The following is a 21,799-nucleotide window of genomic DNA, read 5'->3' on the forward strand; positions in this document are numbered from 1 at the left end:
TCATTTGCCCCTGAAGGAATAAGTATCATGAAAGACTATAAACCGCGTTACGAAGAACTTCACAAATACTACCAGACCTGGCTGACCGACTTTACGAAGTTAACGGTCAGGTCAGGTATGTGTCACCAGAATATCTACCACCATCATACCCTGACGGTTGGCAGCCTTAAGTTTCCGGGAGCAGAAGAGGTTATTGCGATTGTTCCCCAGTGCCTGCACCGGATTATTTATGGCAGAGCAGCAGCCCCACTGACGGTTAATGATGACCTGAGCGTCAGTTTATTTACCCAAGAGCATCTGCTAGCTCATCATCCCATGCTGGAGGGGATTTTGCTGTCTGAGTGTGTGCGATTAAACCAGCGCCCTCTGGCAAATAAGCTTATCAGCCTGTTCCGCCAGTTCAGTGGCTCTGAGTTACGTCTGAAGATGGTTTGGTTGTGCTGGTACGATTTGATGCTAGGAAACTGTCCTGATGACTGGACCGACAATCTGAAGCGCGGGACCTATGAGGAGCTTTGCAACTGGATCATCGGGCGGCAGGAGGAGAACCTGATGATAACTAGCGTAATGGATGAATACGTTACTTTCGCGTATCGCACAGTTGTCGATCCACTGATTTAACCTTCTGAAGTATTGGCAGGAAACATCGTTGTTCCATTGTAAATGCTTATTATATGAGACAGCTAACTTCGGAGTGATTATTGACGGTAAAACAATCAGTTAAGCCTTGTGTCAAAAGGACTCGCTGAATGATGATAATGTCGGATAGGTAATATATTACTTCAATACAATCAGTTAATAACACTTATGTTGTGAATGATGCTGTGCAACCATGACAGTCGTTGGTCAATCAACTAAGAACATCAGCATCCCCCCCTATTCCCCCAACCAAACCATTATGCCAGCCTGCCTTACGGGATAGCAGCACCATGCCTGCTGTTCCTCGACAGGTGGAGGAAACCACTGTGTTCATATTCGATAATACTAACCCTATGAAGCTCGACCCAAGCCAGGCACCTTTCAATGTGGTTTATCTGCAAAGAGTCGCTGAGGTGCTCTCTTACTCACTGCAGGATCATCCACAAACCACAGTTATCAGGGTGGATTTGCACTTACCGGAAAACGGGGATGTGGGAGACAGTATTACCAGCGATGCTGATTTGAGCCCGGGACTGATGTCCCGCTTTATCGACTCACTGAAAGCTCAGATAGCCGCTTATCGGCAGAGAAGAGCCAAGGAAGGGAAACGTAGCCATCGTACTTCAGTACGTTACGTCTGGGTGCTGGAGCAACCGGAACTGGGCGGCAAGAAGCATTATCACCTGGCTCTCCTCGTCAACACCGACACGTTCAATGCTTTGGGAAGCTACGATGAACAGGGGAAAGGTCTGGCATCCCTGATTCAAAACGCCTGGCTGAGTGCAATGAAGAAGCGAGACTGGCCTGAGTATCTGACGTTAGTCCATTTTCCGGATAACCCCCTGGCTTTTCTGGAAATCAATAAGCCGGATTTCAGAAAGAAAGTGGATGCACTGACTTTCCGTCTGAGCTACATGGCAAAGCATCGCACCAAGCGATACAGCAATACCGAACGCTCATTTGGCTGCAGCCAGGACTGATATTCCTTAATTCCGGTGGTCTGCAGAGACTGCATACAACGAATCATCTTCCGCTAATGCATAGCGGCTGCGCTATTCATACCTTGCCACGCTGCCCATAAGGATACTACCGGCAGAGCAGAGCCTTGCCGAACGTCAGCAGAAAGCTAAACCACTGCTGAAATCCTTGGAAAGCTGGCTGCGTGAAAATATGAAAACCCTATCACGACCCTCTGAGCTGGCGAAAGTGTTCGTGTATGCTCTGAACCAGTGGCTGTTACTGATGTACTATGCAGACGATGGCTGGGCGGGGGACCGCTGCTGCACAGCCTAATCGGAACGTGCAAACTGAATGGAGTGGAGTGGAGTGGAGTCGAAAAGTTAACCAGTAGTAACATTCACGCATTACAAAGAAAATCACCTGCATAGTGCGCTAGGTTATCACTCCCCGAAAGTATACCGACGACAGCGGATCGTTAACTTAAGCTATAAAAGCTGTCGGAGATGGCTGGGCCAGCTCACGAATATGCATTTATTGATAGGTAGTAATATGACCAGAAAAGTAAAACAATACCGAATCCAATGTCTATTGCATGCAGTGTGGGATAAATCAGAAACTGGAGAATTATACTGATGTTTACCGGACTAAAATTGACAAATTTCAAGGCGTGGCAAGACACGGGTGACATTGACCTGAAGCCTGTCACAATGTTGCTCGGCACCAACTCATCCGGCAAATCAACTTTGATTCAAAGTCTGTTGCTACTCAAGCAAACCGTGCAATCACCCGATCGCAGCATATATCTCAACCTTGGTGGCGATGAAGTCAACGATATCTTTAATTTTGGCGATTTTGACGATGTGTTACACAAAAATTTTGCGGGTGCTCGCCAATTTTCATTGAACTTCACCTTTCAGCCCCATTCACCTTCCCGAATCAATAACGGAAGTTTTTCCTGTAGTTATGGTCAAAATTCTGCAGGTGGAGTGACCATCAAGGAATGGAGCGTCAGCACCGGTCAACGCCAGTTTAAATCTATACGTCGCGATAGAGGCGCTTATTCGGTTATGGTTGATGAAGAGGGTCAACCGCGGGGTAAAGGTCGTCACCTATGTCCTGAGCGCTCGGTATCGTTGTCTGCAGAAGCTATAGCAATATTGGGTCATGATGGCGCACTGCTTGAAGATTTGAGTTTATCTATTCGCCGTGAGTTGGAAAACATCGTCTATCTTGGCCCATTACGCCGGAAACCTGAACGAGATTATGTTTGGAACAAGTCTAATCCGGGTGAGGTGGGTAGTGATGGTCATCGTGCGCTTGATGTGCTCCTAGCCAGCGCCTTAATGAAAGGCGATGACCAAAATCGCATTATTGAAGGTGTATCGAAGTGGCTTGTGCGGATGAAAGTTGCCGACAAGTTAGAAGTTAAACAACTGGGCCGTTCGACACGCTATGAATTAGTGGTACACCGTGATGGTGTAGAAGCAAATTTGCGTGATGTGGGTATCGGAATTTCACAAGTCTTACCTGTCTTGATAATCGCCTATTTCGCACCAAGTGGCAGCACAATTATCCTTGAAGAGCCTGAGATACATCTGCATCCGCTTGCACAGTCTGTGTTAGCTGAGCTGTTTGTAGAGATCAGCAAGCAGCGAAATGTTCAGTTCATCGTCGAAACGCACTCTGAGCACCTGTTCCGACGGATGCAAACACTGATCGCTAAGCAACTTATCACCCCTAAAGATTCTGCAATGTATTTTGTTGAGCGTGAAGGCAAAGCTGCACAACTGCGGTCTTTAGTGCTGGATGATTTTGGTCGTGTGAAAAACTGGCCAGAAGGTTTCTTCGGAGATGCTCTGGGGGAGACGAGAGAGCAGACAGCCTTGGCCATTAAGCGTGCAAAGGAATTAAGAGCGAGGGATGGTAATGTACCTAGTTGATACCAATGTTATGCTCGCAGCAAGTGCTGTCTCTGAGTTGTCAAATCAAGCAGTGAGAGCCATGCCGAGTGAGATTGAGCTGCGCGAAATGATTTACGACTGGCTTTCTTCTTTTGAACAGTCTGAGCAGAATATTGTCCTAGATGAAGAAGGGCTAGTACGAGACGAATACGAACGAAACATGCCTTACAACTTTCTTGAGCAAGAATATGGCATGCAAGTTTTGCAATACAAGTTAGATAGAAATCAGGTCGTTTATGTACCTATCAATTCGATTGAGGCAAACGGTGAGCACATTGCTGTGCTTGATCCTGTGCACGAAGCACTGGTATCAGATCGAGAGGATAGAAAATGGGCTGCTTGTGCACTGGCTGCACAGATTCTTTTCGACCAAGTGCCACCAATTGTATATGGGGCAGAAACTGACTGGTTCATAGCAGAAGAACAACTAAGAGGAATAGGTCTTTGTTTTCATAGACTATTGCCCGATGAATGGTATAGCTCAAAGGTTGCTTCTTAATGACTACTAAATTCTTTCGTTTTCCTCATACCCCACACCTTGCTTGGCTGGGTAATAGCTCACCACGCGATGATAAGGTGCTTTCGCACGGTGAGGTGGCATCCTTACTTTCGGGTGAAGTTGTGGTAGAGGAAAAATTGGATGGTGCAAATGTTGGCTTGTCGCTTGACGCAAATGGTAATTTAGTAGTCCAGAATAGAGGTCAATATCTGTCGGGGCCCCATACTGGACAGTTTGCCCGCTTACCATCCTGGTTGGTACAGCATGCTGACTCACTATACTCAATGCTTACACCAAACATAATTTTGTTCGGAGAATGGTGCGCTGCGCGCCATTCTCTGGATTATGTAGCACTGCCTGATTGGTTCCTGATCTTTGATGTGTATGACCGTGCTATGGGGCGTTTCTGGAGTACCTCTCGCCGTAATGCATTAGCCACTAGCACGGGTTTGGTTACTGTTCCGCAATTGCTCAAAATAAAAACTTCCCTAAATTCACTTAAGCAATTAGTCATTACGCAGCAAAGTCATTATCGAAAAGGACCACTGGAGGGTATTGTGGTCCGCCGAGAATCAGCAGAGTGGTGCGAAGCTCGCGCTAAGCTGGTTCGACCCGATTTCACCCAAGCCATCGACATTCATTGGCGTAAGCGAGTGATCGAGTGGAACAGAGTCAGCAACGAAAAATACATTTAACCCACCCAATATGATTCAGTTAGGTAACACTCTAATCATCAGCAAACGGCATACTGAAAAAATGATAAGAATAACCCAATCTAATCAAAAGATTGGGTTTTCTATGTGGTGTTAAGGCTGAATGATGGGCACTGATGAAAAAAGGATTATCACATTTACTGGGGCTGCAAAAGTTTGCCATCCCATTCGATGAGAGTGTATTGGACGCCTTGTGTTGCCTGACGGAACACTTCTTCCGACTCATCGAAAGAGGCGGCGACGATGCTCTGCAAGCTTGCTTCGTTCGCTAGTTGCTTGAGAAGAGCATGCTGACTGCCAACCGCCATTGAATGTTGTCCTGGCTCGTCAAACATCAACAGGCCAGGATGATTTCCGAGGGATGAGGGTATGGTCGAGGTCTGATACAAGGCAAGCAAGTAACTCCAGATGAGGCGAACAAAGTCACTGGCGCTAGAGTCCGATTTAATGTCAGTCCGTATCTCCCTTAATGCCATCTGGGCTAGGCATGGAATGAGCGTGTCCTTACTGATTTCGATCTCTCTAATCGGAGCACTTTCGTAGCCAAACGATCCAGCATTTGCTCTGAAATTTAATTGGAAGCGGCGGATTCGCTCGATGTCTGCCTCGCTATAGTTTTCTTTTGGCATGCCTCTTCTTGTCGCCTGATTGACGCTCATGCGCTCTGCAATCAGCCTGAATTTTGCTAACAGCTCCATAGATGTGATCTGGAGCTTCTCAAGCGCTTCTACCTCAACTTCAATCTGAACCTGTCGACGCACGATTGCCTTCGACTCCGATGCTCCAGATGTTATATCACCGCGCATTGCGACGAGTAGGTCACGCTTGCTAGCTATACGAGCAGCCAACTCAATTACTCGAAGGTCAGTCGCCTGCAAACCACTCTTCAAGCCAGCAATCTGACGTATAAGCATACGACGTTGGCTCTCCAAATAGGTGATATTGGCCGCTAAGTCCATTTGGGGACCAGTCACTGCCCCGGCCAAAAGTGTGTCCTCAACCGGCTGATTGCATGTAGGACACTTACCAATAGCGGTCGCCACATCGTACTTCGCACCCAAGTCACGGAGCTTCGCTGCTGTCTTGTTCCGTTCCAGGTCCTCGTTAGCCTCGACGAGCAGATTCTCGTAATCCTTCAGGGATCTTCGCTGCTCCGCGTAGAAGGTTGTAGCACGCTCATGCAACATAACAAGTTCCTGCAGTTCGTCCATAGCAACTGTAACGCTATGAATCGCCTCGACCCCAGATGTCTTATGATACTGCTCAGCCTGTTTCTGCAAGGTAGCGTACTCGGATCGTAGTTGGCTGATGTACTCGTTCAATGGAACAGATGAATTGCCAGCCAGTTTTCTGATGCTTGCCTCATCCTCTTTGAAGAGAGCCGAAGGGATTGAGGAAACGCCATAGATTTCTGTTCCAAGCGGACTCGTTTCCTGTAGCAACTCCGAATAAAGCTTGCGCCAGTCAGCATCAATCTTAACCGATTCGACGTTGAGCCGATTGCGTGTAGCGTTCGTCTCGAATACATCCAAACCAAGCAAGAACTCAACCACTCTGGTTCGCGCATCACGAATGCCAAAAAACGGAATGTTCGCGATATAGTCTGTCCATCCTCGCTTCTGCTCCACGGCTAAAGCTGCAAAAACCACCTGTAGGTACAGCTTTGCCTCACCACCGTTCGTAGTTGGCACTCTCGGCAAACTCAAATCCAAGAAACGCTCAAGAAAAAGATGGAAACCCTCGGGCCGTTTAGCACCACCGCCATCGTGCACGTAGGTAGGCCTGGCTTCGCCAAATGCTTTTTTTTCAGTTAAATGAGCTCCCGCAAATACCTCAATGAGCCTAGGGTCCCTCACCGCATCCCTGATTGCACGTCGAAGCGTAACTATTTCTCCAGAGCGACTCTCTATTTCAAGCATCATCTCCGAAGCTGTGATTAGGATTCGACGATCATTGTATTCGATATACTCCTTGAGGGCGTAAGGAAGGGACTTTTCATTTTTACCCCCAACAAGTTCTTCCATGCCTAGACCGTAGAGCAAGCTGTTGAATAATGTGCTTTTCCCGCTTGAATTCTTGGCCCGGATGATGGTCAGGGTCCGCGCAAAGTTGAAACTAAACCCATATTCCCCTTCATTAGTGGTAGCCCTGAATTTTACGCCACGAATGATCACTGTGCCTCCCAGCCACTAGCAGTTGCTTCGATCATTTTCTCTGTCAGCCCTTTTCCGATATCAGATAGAAACGAACGCTCGCGTCCGAACAAATTGGAGTCTTTCAATATTTCTTTGGTAAAGACTTTCCCAGCCGTCGAAATCTCATAGCCAGAGGAGTTTTCAATGATTAAGCCTTCCGCAATGGCAAGTCGAACAGCAATAGCTAATGCAGGATCGAAACCCCATGCGGGAACTTGCAAGATTTTCTCTTCAACAGCTAGGACCAACTGTTGCTGGCGTTTGGTCGACTTCATAGCCCAGTTGAATAGTTGCAGGCGCGGTAAACTTGACTTCCCTCCGCGAGAAGCCAGAGACAGGATAAGCAACACTTGCCCAATCTTATACATAGGCCTATGTTCAGCTAATACTGGTGACGGTCGCCGTTCGAAGCGAAGCCGTTTTCGCTCCTTGACCTCAACCATAGTCCAACTCGCAGACTGCCAACCACCGAGCGGTCATGTATCTTGCCACTTTCAAAGTGTTGGCCTTATCAAACTCAGGTGCGAGTTCGTCGGAAATAATCTTTACCAATCCATCACGAACTTGGATAGTCAACTCTTCTGCGGTTCCAGACCAAGTAGCTGAAGTTTCAATGACGTATTGTTCGTACTCGTTGATAAGGCGAATAAGTCGCACATGTGTCATTGGTGACGCTGATGCGACACGGCGGAAATATCCGTCAGCCTCAAGGAACTGCTCAATGGTGCGCTGACTAAGCATTTGTACGCGAGTCTGAAAGTCCGGCACCTGAGCCTTTTCGGCGAGTCGATAGCCTGACTTACGATGAACGTTTATCTCGTACTGTTCTTGCTGACCAGTTAAGGCAGCTAGGACTGGTGCTGTGTCGTCGAAGACCAAAGCCTCTCCACAGGCAGCACGTACCTCATTAATTTCGACCAAATAGTGATCGCCATCGTGGAGCAATACTGTGAAGTCATCGGTTAGGATGGGCAGTTTCCAAGCACGGACTTCCGCTTCCTTGGCCTTTGCATGTGCAAGGAGCGCATTACGATCTATCTCGGGGGTGACAAACACCCATCGAGAAATCTTCGTGCTTCCCAGTCGTGTTTGAAGCTCCTGCCCGTAATCTTTCAGCTTTCTAAGGTCAGTAGTAATTTTGTCGCGCTGCTTATCATACAACTCAGTGCGTTCGTAGTGCTTCTCAGGACAATAGCACTGAAATGCCCACCCAGTGTCTGAGGTGTAGCCCTCTATGCCGTAGTCTCCTGGAGATGCTGGCATCTGCTGATAGCATTCAGCTTGATACTTCCGCTTAAAGACCTGCTGACAAAGACCTTCCCAGGTAGATCCGTTAAATGGCCCGAATTTGGTGTTGAACATCAGTGGCCTTGGTCTAATATGATGAAAAGTCGATGCTGTGCGTTGATCCAAAGCAGAAGCTTCAAGCAAACATCAAGAGTGGTACCAAATTCAACTGATATTCTTTTCATACATGACCTTTTCAGAGCTCAGCAACTGCAGGCTTTAGCAATTAATTAAATCGCACTACCGACAAAATCGAATCTTTAATACATGTAATTAAAGGTGAAAGGATATTGTTGTCAATCAGTTTACTAATCTGTTCCTAGGGCAACTATGTTCTGAGTCATACTGAGATAACCTAGTATGTATCATCATGAAAATGTCCTCGTGTGCTGATGGATATCAGACTAAGGAAAAAAGTGCGAGTTAAGGATATGTTAGCGGTAATGGTGGTGGTCCACTCGCCCATTCTTCAAAACAGTTATCTAGGCGGAATGTAGGATTCTGCCATTATCTTAACCGAGATGGGCTTTGGCTGATCATCAACTCAGCATAGACGCATCCGGTCACTACGCTTCAGGATCGACTTACGTCTACCCGCAGGAGTCGGATGATGTTTGCTAAATCCTTTCTCGCTCTCGGCGGCAACGCTAGCCTGATCGGTACTAAAACGGCTCAGCCCCCCTTACGAGCGCTATACCTGCCATCTACGCCACTCAAGCCGCCTTTTATTCCGCCACTCTCAACTTGAAAGCTTACGTCTGACATATCGAAGCTGACATCAAACCAAAACATACCGCCGTTGTGATTAATTACGGAAAGAGCAAAACTCAGGCCCTATTTTAGACGGTTCTGAATGACATGGCCGATGCGTGACTGGCAGTACGTCATGTGCAGCGTAGATTTTCGCGGTGAGAAAAAATGCCCGGTGTGTAAGACGGGGTCTACTGTCGGAAGTGGGATGTACTGAAGGATTAGCCCCCTAAAATTCTACATGTTAGCGCCATATCAAGCGATGTTGGATAAGCTCACATCGATACAAAAAATTATATGTTCATTATCATTCCTTGATTCAATAATGTCATGCAACGATGGGTATGTAAAAATGCTTCATAGGGAGCGGACATGAGGACATCAAAAAAAGAGCTGCTGGAAATTTCTTCCTATTTATCAAGATATGGTAAAGAAAAACCGCTAAGTGACTTTACCCAGCAGCCATTGGAGCCACAATCATGACGATTAAGCAGCCCGTCGAGGTCTGCATGATGGATTTTGCCACTTTGTGCGACAATGGGGCAACTTTACAGCTCGACCACTACCAACGCCCCTATGTTTGGGATAGACACAAGGTCAATCAGTTGCTAGAGGATTTGGACGAGTTCAGGCACAGCGGCAATGGGCAGAAAGTCTATTATCTAGGTACCCTATTGCTGCATCGGAATGACGAAAAAAAAGCCCGCTATGTGATCGATGGCCAACAACGCCTCAGTACCCTAGCAGTGCTGTATCATACTTTGCACAATGAATTACCCAAAGGGTTAGAATTTCATTACCGCTCTCCCATCTCAGCTCGTAATTTGCGAGTAGCACGCAAGCTAATGAGCGAACATCGTGAATCAGCTCTAGAGCCATCCATAGTTGAGCAATTGTGTTTTACGGTGATCACAGTTGAGCGCGAAGATCTCGCTTTTACCTTTTTTGATACTCAGAATTTTCGCGGAGTACCACTTAAAGCGACTGATTTGCTCAAAGCTTATCACCTGCGGGCTGTGAACGGGCCCAACGTACGGCATGTAGAGTCATTGCAGCAAATCTGTGCTCGACGTTGGGAGCATGTTCAAATGGCAGGCCCTAGGCGGCAGGATTGTGAACAGCAAGATTTTGCACCCGAGCTGTTTCAGTACTATTTGTGGCGTGCCCGCAATTGGCGGGGTAATAAGAAAATGGAGCGTGAAGATCACGATAGTCTGCTGGAAGCCTTTCAACAACAGAGTGTTGGTGGTGGTGAGATTGATGAGATCCCGCTCTACCCGGGTTATCACAATCAATTTGCCAATTCCCTTAAATTGCAAAGTAGCGATGACTATCGCTTGGCATTGAACCCTTTACAAATTAGTGAAAGTGCGGCCAATTTACCATTTACCTTGCGCCAGCCCATTCATAAAGGCATCTGTTTTTTCCTTTACGCTCAAAAATATGCCTCTTTACTTGATGCTCTTTTATACCAAGAGAATACCTGCCACGAATTAGAGGCATTCCGAGAGTTTTATCGACGTGTGGTACGTGCTAATGCCTATTACTTGCAGGAGCTCTTTAACTTGGCCCTTCTGATGTATGTCGACCGTTTTGGTTATCAACATCTATTAGCCTTTGCAGTGGGTTTGGAACTGGTGTTGGGGGGATTACGGTTGGAGAAAAGTTATATCTTTAAAGAATCACCACTCAAGTACTTACGTGACGCTCCTTACAATCTGCTTGACGAGATATGTGGGGCCTATCGCCCACAAGAGGTGATGGCATTCTTGCGTTCTGAAATCGAACGTAGTAAGGGATACGGGAATGCTGTCTCCATCGTCCTCTCTAAGGGCGTTCAGGGGCGTTACCTTAATGCGTTGCTGGATTATTTCAATCTTGATGGTATCCCTGAGGGTGACAGTTGGGTACTTAAAGGTTGGCTAGGGATGGAAAAGTAGATGCAATATGAATCAAAATTAATGTCACTGGCTCAACTCATTGATGAAAAAAGACTTTTCAATATTCCTATCTATCAACGCCTCTATGTATGGGGTAGTGACCAGATCAAAGTATTACTTGATGATCTAGTCCACGCCTGTAATGCCGACAAGGATGTATTTTACTTGGGTAGTACGCTGGTGATTGAGCAAGGAAGGACAGAATCTGGGCACCCCTTGTTGGATCTGATTGATGGGCAGCAACGTTTTACCACCTTGTGGTTGCTTAGCGTAGTAATCGAGCGGCTGCTCTCATCATCGAAAAACAGTGAGCGAAGCCAAAATCCCCTTTCCTGTTTTCTCTATGCCCAGTTGGGAAATAGTCGTGAGCCGCGGATTCGGTTTGCCATTCGCCCTGAGGTAAGCCGTTTTTTTGCAGCCTTACTTGATGGCCGAGCTGCATCTGATGAGCAAAAGGCCGCTGCGTTGAGTTATGCAATGCAGGTCATGGAGGGTTACTTCACCCATAGAACGGATGACACCCACCGGATTGATCTTGTCAAATTGGGTACGTTCATCCGTGATCGGGTTCAACTGGTATTGACCCTGGTACCGGCCAACACGGACCTTAACAAGTTGTTTGAGGTCATCAACAATCGCGGTGTGCAGCTGCAGCACCATGAAATTTTGAAAGCTCGCTTGCTGGCGTTACTGCCAGATAGCGCTGAGCGCGAAGCCTATGGCCAGATGTGGGATGCCTGCTCATTTATGGGGGCCTATGTCGAAAAGAACCTACGTACCGTTAAAGGAATAAAGCTGATCCCGCTTTATAATGTCGAGGATGCTAAACGAGACCGGGAGATGCTCTCTGATCCCTTGGTTATACGTGACGTACTGCTGGAATTAGGTACACAACAAGACCTCAGACACCACTCATTAGACGATATCCTTAATAATGAGACACTCCTGACGGAGCCATCTAACAATGCTTCTGAAAATAACGAGGCCTATGAAGCCGATGATGTACGCAGTATTATCGGCTTTTCCATGCTCTTACAGCATGTTTTACGCCTTTTTCTGTTACATCAGCAACGCGATGATATCAGCAAAATCCTAGACAAAGAACTGTTACAGATCTTCCAGACTCATTGGCTGGCGGGGCTAGCCCAGTGTGAGAAATCAGAACAAGCCAATCAGATACGTCGCTTTATCGAGTTGTTGTGGCGTTGCCGCTATCTGTTTGACAAACATATCATCAAATGGATTAGCGATGATGCTAATGAAGAAAGTCATGGTATTCGTCGCCTCCGAGTGAATGAAAATCGGAACGGTTACCAAAGCCTTATTCGCGCTAGCCGTGATGCCGATAGCGGGTTTGCTATGTTACAAAGCATGCTCTATCACTCACAGCAATTGACTACCCATTACTGGCTAACTCCCCTGCTTAGTTACCTACTAAACCATGGAGGTGAAGGTGCCCACCGATACCTGCAATATCTGGACAATCACTTGCTTTGCAGTGGCAGTGAACAGCCACTGATCGAACGAACCCGTGCGTTTGTGTTAAATCCATGGTGCGATAGCTATTCGATCCGCGATATGCAGGCAGTGCTGAAAGCTGATGAGGGAACCGGATTTTCTCACTACTGGTTTTACAAGCTGGAATATATTCTTTGGGAGCGGTACCGCTTTCAAAAAGGGAGTGCCTGGCAGGCATTCCGAATGACGGCCAGGAATTCAGTGGAGCATGTTTCCCCACAGCAGCCTGAGCATTTTGATTCCAACCGAGTGAGCTCTGAAATACTGGACTGTTTTGGTAATTTAGGGCTAGTTTCACGCAGTATCAACTCAGAGTACGGCAACAAACCCTATGTTGAAAAACGGGCTCGTTTCATTGAGCGTAACCAGAGCAGGGTGGACTCACTCAAGTTGGCACTTATTTATGAAAATGAGCAGTGGAATGACGTGCTAGCATTGGCTCATCAGCAACAAATGCTTGAGGAATATAACGTATATTTTTCTGAGGTGGAGCTCGGGAAATAGCCTTAAGTAGAAATCCAATAAGTACGTTCCGCACAATTATAAACCTCGTTGATGGGTGCTACATCAGGCAGGCGGACTATCAACCTGCCACTATCTTGTTCAACGCCCACAACCAGGCACCAAACCTGTATCCAGTATTCATTTACCCTACCAGCTGTTCATGAGATCATACAAGCAAACAACTTCTGGTATGGGGCTTTTCAGTCTAGATCGCTGGTCATCGGTTGAATGAATCATAGAAGACTCTGGTAACAGCAAAATCACCATTTATATGCAGCCCCAAAATGCTGTATTTTTATACATAAAATACTTCATCATGGAAGTTGTAAGCTGAAGGCGCTCGCAAATGGTTGCATCTTGGACGTTGTGCAAATACTAATGAAGTGGAAATAAGATCTTGATACTCTTGTAGTAATTAATTTATGAGTATCTCTAAGTCTTTGAAAAGATGAGAAGAGTTAAATGAAGAAAGTATCTTGTGTCGATTTGTTTTGTGGTGCAGGTGGATTAACGCATGGCCTTGTACTTGAAGGCTTACCTGTAGTTGCAGGAATTGACATGGATCCAGCCTGCAAATTTCCTTATGAATCAAACAACAATGCCAAATTTATAGAACGTGACATAAGCAAAGTAACAACAACCGAATTAGATGCATTGTTTGGCGATGCTGGCATCAAAATTCTCGCAGGCTGCGCGCCTTGCCAACCATTTTCTACCTATACACAGCGTTATGAGTCGGATGGTAAGGATGGTAAATGGGGGCTCCTGTATGAGTTTGCACGCCTAGCAGAAGGTACCCGCCCAGACGTGATCACGATGGAAAATGTTCCTACTGTGGCTAAACACCAAGTGTTCCACGACTTCGTCGAGGCATTGAAGTGTATTGGCTACAGCGTATGGTTTAGCATTGTTGATTGCACTCATTTCGGTGTCCCACAAACACGTAAGAGAATGGTTTTATTGGCATCACTCCATGGCGAGATAAAAATGTCTTCTCCAACGTGTACAAAACCCAAAACAGTAAGAGAAGCTATAGGCCATCTGCGCGCATTAAAAGCTGGTGAAGCCGCTCCAAGAGATAAACTGCATGTTACCTCCACATTGTCAGATAAGAATCTGGAACGTATTAAGGCCTCAAAACCAGGAGGAACCTGGCGTGACTGGCCAGAACATCTTGTTGCCGATTGTCATCGAACAGAAAGTGGCAGAACTTACGCTAGTGTTTATGGCCGTATGGAATGGGACAAACCAGCACCAACCATGACAACGCAGTGCTATGGTTTCGGAAATGGTCGATTTGGGCATCCTGAACAGAACCGCGCAATCTCCCTGAGAGAAGCGGCAATTCTTCAGAGTTTTCCTCGTAACTATGCATTTATTCCCCATGATGGGCCGGTAAGTTTAAGGATTCTAGGGCGCCTAATCGGGAATGCAGTTCCTGTTGAACTTGGCCGAGCAATTGCACGTAGCATTAATTCACATCTTGCAAATGTAAAAATGGTCGCTGTGAAATAAAATATATATAAATCATTTAGTTATCTGAATTAGAGCCTGAAAACAATATGGAAATTTCTAATACACCTGATATCCGAGTACAGCGAACTATTCCAGAACCCGGTCAGTTGGTTGAGGTCCGTCGGCGTCAATGGATTGTTGTGGAAGTTACTTCATCTCAATTGTTACCAGCCTCAGCTCAACAGCACGCAGTAACTTTGTCATCTATTGATGAAGATGGTTTGGGGGAAGAACTTGAGGTTATTTGGGAAATTGAGGTAGGTGCCCAGATTATTGAACGGGCTGGGCTGCCCACAATCAGTGGCCAAGACGACTCCAGCACTCTTGATGCTTTCCTTGACGCAGTGCGCTGGGGAGCAGCCACTAATGCTAACCGAGGCTTCCTGCAGGCCCCATTTCGCAGTGGCGTTAGTATAGAAGACTTCCAACTCGATCCGTTGGTGCGTGCAATTGATATGGCACGTGTCAATCTCCTCATAGCCGATGATGTCGGTTTAGGTAAGACTATTGAGGCGGGATTAATCATTCAGGAAATGCTGCTTCGGCATCGAGCCCGTACAGTTCTGATTATCTGCCCTGCGTCGCTACAGGAAAAGTGGCGGATGGAGATGCAGGAAAAGTTTGGACTGGAATTTCAAATCGTCGACACTCGCTATATCAAGCAATTACGCCGAGAACGAGGGATCCATGCCAACCCGTGGACATCGCATTCTCGACTGATCACATCCATGGATTGGGCCAAAAGTGGCGAAGGCTTGAGAGCTATGCGCGATGTGTTGCCCTTGTATAGCAGCTACCCACGCAAGTTCGATCTATTGGTCATTGACGAAGCACATAATATCGCACCGGCTGCTGGGGCAAACTACGCATTAGAGAGTCAGAGAACGCGCTTCATCCGTTCAATCAGTCCTCACTTCCAGCACAGGTTATTTCTGACCGCTACGCCACATAATGGCTATACCGAATCCTTCACCTCACTGCTCGAACTTCTGGATGACCAACGTTTCGCCAGAAATATACTCCCGGACGATAAGCAGCTCAATCAAGTAATGATTCGTCGCCTCAAGAGCGATCTCGTCGATGCTGACGGCAATCTACTTTACGCCCAACGTAAGCTTGAAGCCTTACCGATCTTCTACACCGCCAAAGAACGCGAAATTCACTCAAAACTCAATGACTACTGCAAGAGCCGAGAACTAGGTGCAGAGAAAACCGGTAGCACATTCGGAACTGCTTTCGTGAATCAGCTACTAAAAAAACGGCTCTTCTCCTCCCCTGCGGCCTTCGCATCAACACTCGAAAAACACATCGCTAGTCTGACTTATGGAAACCTGCGTAGTGATAATAGTCCGATGGACGACCGCATCTTGCGCAAAGCTATTCTTCGTGTTGATGAAGATTACGCTAACGACCAAGAGGTAGAGAACGCGCAATCTGAGGCTGTTGAAGAAGCTTCATGTCGAGCTCAGCCGCTCACGACCGACCAGCAACAAATGCTGAGTGAACTACGTAAATGGGCACAAATAGCCAGAAACCAAGTCGATTCCAAAGCTAAAGCCGTACTCAATTGGCTTGATACCAATCTAAAAATAAACGGTCAATGGAACGAGTGCCGGGTAATCCTATTCACTGAATATCGCACTACCCTCCAGTGGATACACGAGATCCTAGCCAGCCATGGATTTGGCGGGGAGCGCCTCGCGATCCTCCATGGTGGCATAGCGCAGGACGAACGTGAGAAAGTAAAAGCAGCCTTCCAGACCGCTCCCAAAGACTCTGCCGTTCGTATTCTTCTTGCTACCGATGCAGCATCTGAAGGTATCGACCTGCAGAACCATTGTAACTGCCTAATCCATCTTGAGATCCCCTATAACCCCAATGTGATGGAACAGCGCAATGGTCGTATTGACCGTCATGGTCAACGCCAGAAAGAAGTATTGATTTGGCATCCTGTCGATGGTGATGAAAATAGCCAAGCTAGCATTGGAGGTCATAGTGGGGACATCATCCGAGCTCTACGTAAGCTCGAATCTATGCGATCAGACATGGGGAGCGTCAATCCGGTTATCGCGCCACAGATGTCGAAACTGATTGAAGGATCTATTAGGGATCTTGATACTCGTATTGCAGAAGCTAGGATCGCCAAAACTAAACGATTCGTAAGCGTCGAGCGTGAACTGAAAGAAAGGATAGCCCGGTTACATGACCGGCTACTATCCACTCAAAACGATTTCCATCTCACTCCAGAGCATATCCTTATAGCTGTAAATACGGGACTTTCCTTGGCAGGCCGACCACATTTGGAGCCCTATGCTCTTCCGGATGCTCCAGCTGGTTCAACATTCAAAATGCCAGCATTGTCAGGATCCTGGGCCCGTTGCCTGGAGGGGTTACGCCATCCCTATACTCTACAAACTCGCCCTATCACCTTTGACCATACCGTGGCGAAAGGGCGTGACGATGTCGTACTCGTTCATTTGAATCATCGACTGGTGCAGATGTGCCTACGTCTGTTACGAGCAGAAGTATGGGCTCGCGATGACGTGAAGAAGTTGCATCGTGTTACTGTACGTTCGGTGCCCGACACACTAATTGATGGCCCTGCCGTAGTAGTTAGTTCAAGGCTGGTCATCACCGGAGGCAATTACCATCGCCTCCACGAAGAGTTAACAACAGCTGGAGGTTATCTTGGGGATAAATCCTTCCGCCGTGAAGAAGGGGTCAATAAAGTCCAGCTATGGCTAGATAATAGTAAGCCAATGACAGCTTCTGACTCACTATTTGATGATATCCGTATTCGTTTTGAGCGTGCTCAACACGCGATTTTACAGTCAGTGAACGCTAGGTCAAAAGACCGGCTCAAAGATTTGAGTAATACTCTTCAGCTCAGTAAGAATCGAGAATTGACGGACATTAGCACAGTGCTTGATGAACTTGAAAAAACCATCTGTATCGAATTAAAAAAAGATCAACAACCTGAGCAATTTTCACTGTTCTCAGAGGATGAACGAACCCAGCTCAAACGTGACACCGCAGCTCTGAAAGCTCGCCTTTCACGTATTCCTGAAGAGCGTGAACAGGAGATCCAAGCCATCGAAACTCGCTACGCTAAACTCGACGATCGTACTTTTCCTGTTGCTGTTATCTTCCTCGTACCTGAATCTACTATTCATAGGGAGGAAGCATGAGTATGGCCAGCATACACGATGATTGGCTCTCGCTAATCGACATTTCAGGCCCCTTCCTTGCCGTACCAGTACTAAAAGATGCATTCCCGCAAGGGCTGGAAGAGCTAGACGCAGCTAAGCGTAAACGACTGCGCCAAGCTTACGATGAGTGGCGAGAAGCGCTGGAACAAGAAGATTCTCAGTTCAACAAATTGCATTTCGCGTGGATTGAAGAGGTTCTTTCACGTGGCCTTGAGTTTGATGAGGATGGGAAAGGCGATGTACTGAAGGGCACAGATTGGTGCGCCGCCAACTTGAACACTTTTCTCCCTGATCATGGCGTAGCTCTGTCACCAACTCTAGCAATTGTCGACGAGCAATGTGCGAACAAGCCTTTGATGCTCATTCATACCTATGCGCAAGATATCGATCTTGACGCAACTTTGAAAATAGACGGATGGGCCACTACACCCACGGAACGTATGGTTCAGCTGTGCCGCTCCAGGGAGTGTCGCCTTGGTTTGGTGACCAATGGCGAACGCTGGATGCTGGTGGATGCCCCTGTAGGCGCTGTCACCAGCTTCGCCAGCTGGTATGCTCGACTCTGGAACCTAGAGCCCATAACACTGCAGGCCTTCGTGCACCTGCTCGGTATCCGCCGTTTTTTCGTCGATGAATCCGAACAACTACCCGCATTGTTCGACAGTTCTCTGAAATATCAGGATGAAGTAACCGATGCACTGGGAGAACAAGTACGTCGCGCTGTAGAAGTATTAATCCAGTCCCTTGATAAAGCTGATCAGGATCGCAACCGTGAACTACTTTACAACGTAAAAGAATCCGAACTCTATGAAGCGGCTCTGACAGTGATGATGCGCTTGGTGTTTCTGCTCTCAGCAGAGGAGCGCGGCCTGCTTCTTTTGGGCGATGAACGATACGAAGCCAACTATGCACTTTCCACCTTACGTATGCAGTTACGCAAGGTACCCGAAGAAATCCTAGAACGACGCTGGGACGCCTGGTCGCGCCTGCTGGCGGTCTTCCGTGCTGTTTTCTGCGGGGTGGAACATGAAAGTCTTCGTCTGCCTGCACTGGGTAGTTCACTATTCGATCCTGATCATTTTCCTTTTCTGGAAGGACGGGCTAAAGGTTCCAGTTGGCGGACAGATACAACCAAGCCACTGCCGATTGATAACCGCACAGTTCTGTTGTTGCTAGAGGCTATCCAGCAATTCCAGGGCCGAACACTCTCATATCGAGCACTGGACGTCGAACAAATCGGTTACGTGTATGAAGGTCTGCTGGAACGCACCGTAAGGCGCACCGATGAAGTCACACTGGAACTGGATGCCACCAAAAAATCACAGTATCCATGGGTTACACTGGCCGAGCTGGATGCAGCGAACACTGCTGGTGCCGAACAATTAATGAAGTTGTTGCAAGAGCGCTCCGGCAGTTCTGTCAGCCGAGTACGCAACAGCCTATACAAAAATGTCGATGACACCTTGGCTGATCGCCTACTCACTACCTGCCAAGGTGACATCCAGTTACGTGACCGTATCAAACCTTATGCCCATCTGCTGCGCACTGACCCTTGGGGTTATCCGCTAGTCTACCCCGCTGGTGCCTTCATCGTCACAAGCGGTTCCAACCGACGCGAGACTGGCACTCACTACACTCCCAAGTCGCTCACCGAAGCCATCGTCGCCGAGACACTGACGCCGGTGGCCTATGTCGGTCCTGCAGAAGGTTCGCCGCGTGAAGGCTGGCGACTCAAATCCTCCGCCGAACTGCTTGACCTCAAGATCTGCGACCCAGCCATGGGGTCGGGTGCTTTTCTGGTACAGGCTTGTCGCTGGCTGGCCGATCGTCTCGTCGAAGCCTGGTTGCAGGCTGAAGCAACAGGAAGGATGATAAGTGTGGACGGAGACGTACTGGAAGATCTAGACGCCAGGGAGCCACTACCACGAGATACTGATGCACGTATCGTTATCGCCCGTCGCCTCATCGCCGAGCGCTGCTTATACGGTGTTGACCTCAACCCGCTGGCAGTCGAACTCGCCAAGCTTTCCATCTGGCTAGTAACGTTAGCTAAGGGCCGACCATTTGGGTTTCTTGACCACAATTTACGTTGCGGTGACAGTTTGCTAGGCATCCATCGGATGGATCAACTTACCCAGCTTTCGATGAGTCCTACAACTCAAGGACAGCTGCGTCTGTTTGGTAAAGATATCAAGCAGGCCATACACGAAGCCATTGCGCTGCGCCAGCAATTACGTGAAACACCCATCCGTAATATGCACGATGTGGAATCTATGGCAGAGCTGAATGCCAATGCACGAGGCAGACTAAATGTGCCGGAATGTATTGCAGACGCGTTTATTGGGGAAGTATTTGCTACTGGCGGCAATGCCGTAGCATTGGAAACAGCTTTAGCATCTCTTGCCATCCAAGCCGAGCAAGCTATGGAAGGTGATAATGAACAATTAGCGTTAATGCAGCAAAGGGCAATCACTGCTTTTTCTACTGATTTGCCCACCGGTAAGCTTTCTCGTAAACCTTTCCATTGGCCATTAGAATTTCCTGAGGTGTTTGAGCATTGTGGAGGATTTGATGGCATTGTAGGTAACCCCCCTTTTCTTGGAGGAAAGCGTATCAGCACTGTGACAGGAGCTGCCTACAACGATTGGCTTTCCATTGAACATCCGGGAGCTGGTAAAAACGCTGATTTGGTAGCGCATTTCTTCCGCCGTGCTTGGAATATTATTCGAGGCCGTGGTAGTTTCGGATTTATTGCTACAAACTCTATTGCGGAGGGCGATACTAGAAAAGGTGGGCTTGAATGGATGCTGAACGATGGAGCTATCATCTACGCAGCCTATCCTAACGAACCTTGGCCAGGAAAAGCAGCTGTCGTTACAAGCCGTGTGCATATCCACAAGGGCGTATGGAAAGGTCAACGCAATTTACTCGGAAATAAGAAATCTTTCATTTCAGCATTCCTATCTGATCGTGAAGAATGGAGTCCGAAGCGACTGAAAGCGAACGCGGGTTTAGCATATCAAGGCTCGATCGTACTAGGTAAGGGTTTCTTACTCTCCCCTATTCAAGCTCGCAGGATGTTGGATGCAGATCCTAGAAACGCCGAGGTGATCTTCCCCTTCATAAACGGAGATGATCTCAATTCGGACCCAGAGCAGAAACCAAGCCGTTGGGTAATCAATTTCTGGGATTGGCCGGAAAAAAAAGCAGCTACTTACAAAGAACCTTATGAATGGATCAAAGAAAATGTGTACCTGGAGCGGCTGGGTAAGAGCAAAGAAAAGTCCTACCGCGACATCATGTCTATGTGGTGGTTGTTCTGGCGCCATCGTCCGGAACTCTACCATGTAATTGGTCGTGGTCATCATTTCGAATGCCACCCAAATAACTGCTCTCCCAATGGAGCACTGTCTTCAAAAGTGATTGCGATCACGCGTGTCAGTAAGACACTAGCTTTCTCATTTGTCGATTCCAACATTGTGTTTTCAGATGCTACCGTTGTGTTCTCACACAATCGTGGTAGAAATTTTGCTCTGTTACAATCGAATATACATGCTGTCTTCGCATGGCAGCATGCATCAAGACTCAAGACAGACTTGCGATACAGCCCTACAGATGCGCTTGAACCATTCGTTTTCCCGGATGGATTCAATGATGTAAAGGACTGTTTGCTTGATGACTTAGGTAATAGGTTCCATGAAGCACGCATTGAAATTATGCTTGCTGATCGCATCGGTCTGACTAAGTTTTATAATCGCTTCCATACACACACCGAACGCGATCCCCGTATTGAGGGATTACGCGCATTGCAATGTGAAATGGACATCAGCGTCACACACGCCTACGGCTGGGACGATCTCGATCTCGGGCACGGCTTCCACGAAGTACCATATCTGCCCGAGAGAGATCGCGTCCGTTTCACTATATCGGAGACTGCCCGTGTCGAAGTACTGCAGCGGTTGTCAGAACTGAATCGCCTTCGCTATCAGGAGGAACTTGCTGCTGACTTGCATGTAAAAGCGGCTAAAGCTAAGAGATTAAGCACGCCACGAAAATAATCCCCAACATTAATTTCAAACTAAGTTTGAGTTTGAGAAAGGTAGTTCATT

The 21,799-nt window shown here is 47.5% G+C and carries 13 protein-coding genes and 1 pseudogene; 11 read left to right on the plus strand and 3 right to left on the minus strand.

Annotated features, from left to right (window positions below):
• Positions 1–27: 27 nt before the first annotated feature.
• From RTN40_RS16630 to RTN40_RS16655, 6 genes and pseudogenes are all read left to right on the plus strand, one after another.
• Complete coding sequence (locus RTN40_RS16630) at positions 28–621, plus strand: hypothetical protein (RefSeq protein ID WP_312229441.1); 594 nt, start codon at positions 28–30, stop codon at positions 619–621.
• 371 nt (positions 622–992) lie between these two features.
• Positions 993–1,619, plus strand: a complete 627-nt coding sequence (locus tag RTN40_RS16635) for an inovirus Gp2 family protein (protein WP_409418537.1) — start codon at positions 993–995, stop codon at positions 1,617–1,619.
• 97 nt (positions 1,620–1,716) lie between these two features.
• Positions 1,717–1,905 (plus strand): annotated as a pseudogene (locus tag RTN40_RS16640) (transposase); the annotation flags it as partial.
• A gap of 326 nt (positions 1,906–2,231) precedes the next feature.
• The gene (locus tag RTN40_RS16645; protein ID WP_312229443.1) at positions 2,232–3,539 is read left to right on the plus strand and encodes a DUF3696 domain-containing protein; all 1,308 of its coding nucleotides are present in this window, start codon (positions 2,232–2,234) and stop codon (positions 3,537–3,539) included.
• Positions 3,526–4,059 (plus strand): hypothetical protein, encoded by a 534-nt coding sequence (locus tag RTN40_RS16650; protein WP_312229444.1) that lies wholly within the window; start codon positions 3,526–3,528, stop codon positions 4,057–4,059. The genes RTN40_RS16645 and RTN40_RS16650 overlap by 14 nt, the downstream gene beginning before the upstream one ends.
• On the plus strand, positions 4,059–4,754 hold the full coding sequence (locus tag RTN40_RS16655) for an RNA ligase family protein (RefSeq protein ID WP_312229445.1): 696 nt from the start codon (positions 4,059–4,061) through the stop codon (positions 4,752–4,754). Before RTN40_RS16650 ends, RTN40_RS16655 begins: the two co-directional genes overlap by 1 nt.
• A gap of 155 nt (positions 4,755–4,909) precedes the next feature.
• Here the strand turns inward: RTN40_RS16655 and RTN40_RS16660 are convergent, their stop codons facing one another.
• The 3 genes from RTN40_RS16660 to RTN40_RS16670 are packed head-to-tail and all read right to left on the minus strand — an operon-like array spanning position 4,910 to position 8,329.
• Positions 4,910–6,946 (minus strand): ATP-binding protein, encoded by a 2,037-nt coding sequence (locus RTN40_RS16660; protein WP_224227662.1) that lies wholly within the window; start codon positions 6,944–6,946, stop codon positions 4,910–4,912.
• Positions 6,943–7,410: a hypothetical protein gene (locus tag RTN40_RS16665; RefSeq protein ID WP_312229446.1), complete on the minus strand. Its 468-nt coding sequence runs from the start codon at positions 7,408–7,410 to the stop codon at positions 6,943–6,945. The genes RTN40_RS16660 and RTN40_RS16665 overlap by 4 nt, the downstream gene beginning before the upstream one ends.
• Complete coding sequence (locus tag RTN40_RS16670) at positions 7,403–8,329, minus strand: hypothetical protein (RefSeq protein WP_312229447.1); 927 nt, start codon at positions 8,327–8,329, stop codon at positions 7,403–7,405. Before RTN40_RS16670 ends, RTN40_RS16665 begins: the two co-directional genes overlap by 8 nt.
• Before the next feature lie 1,154 nt (positions 8,330–9,483).
• On the opposite strand from RTN40_RS16670, the gene RTN40_RS16675 reads away from it, so the two are divergent.
• The 5 genes from RTN40_RS16675 to RTN40_RS16695 all read left to right on the plus strand — a co-directional run bounded on the left by RTN40_RS16675 (position 9,484) and on the right by RTN40_RS16695 (position 21,748).
• Positions 9,484–10,944: a DUF262 domain-containing protein gene (locus tag RTN40_RS16675; protein ID WP_312229448.1), complete on the plus strand. Its 1,461-nt coding sequence runs from the start codon at positions 9,484–9,486 to the stop codon at positions 10,942–10,944.
• Positions 10,945–12,966 (plus strand): DUF262 domain-containing HNH endonuclease family protein, encoded by a 2,022-nt coding sequence (locus tag RTN40_RS16680; RefSeq protein WP_312229449.1) that lies wholly within the window; start codon positions 10,945–10,947, stop codon positions 12,964–12,966.
• A 462-nt stretch (positions 12,967–13,428) separates the two neighbouring features.
• Positions 13,429–14,481: a DNA cytosine methyltransferase gene (locus RTN40_RS16685; protein ID WP_312229450.1), complete on the plus strand. Its 1,053-nt coding sequence runs from the start codon at positions 13,429–13,431 to the stop codon at positions 14,479–14,481.
• A gap of 47 nt (positions 14,482–14,528) precedes the next feature.
• Entirely contained in the window at positions 14,529–17,669 is a 3,141-nt protein-coding gene (gene drmD, locus RTN40_RS16690) for a DISARM system SNF2-like helicase DrmD (RefSeq protein WP_312229451.1), read from the plus strand.
• Positions 17,666–21,748, plus strand: a complete 4,083-nt coding sequence (locus RTN40_RS16695; protein WP_312229452.1) for an Eco57I restriction-modification methylase domain-containing protein — start codon at positions 17,666–17,668, stop codon at positions 21,746–21,748. The genes drmD and RTN40_RS16695 overlap by 4 nt, the downstream gene beginning before the upstream one ends.
• The last annotated feature ends 51 nt before the right edge of the window (positions 21,749–21,799 follow it).

The sequence above is a fragment of the Pseudescherichia sp. genome (assembly GCF_031987975.1).
In the GTDB taxonomy this organism is placed as follows: domain Bacteria; phylum Pseudomonadota; class Gammaproteobacteria; order Enterobacterales; family Enterobacteriaceae; genus Pseudescherichia.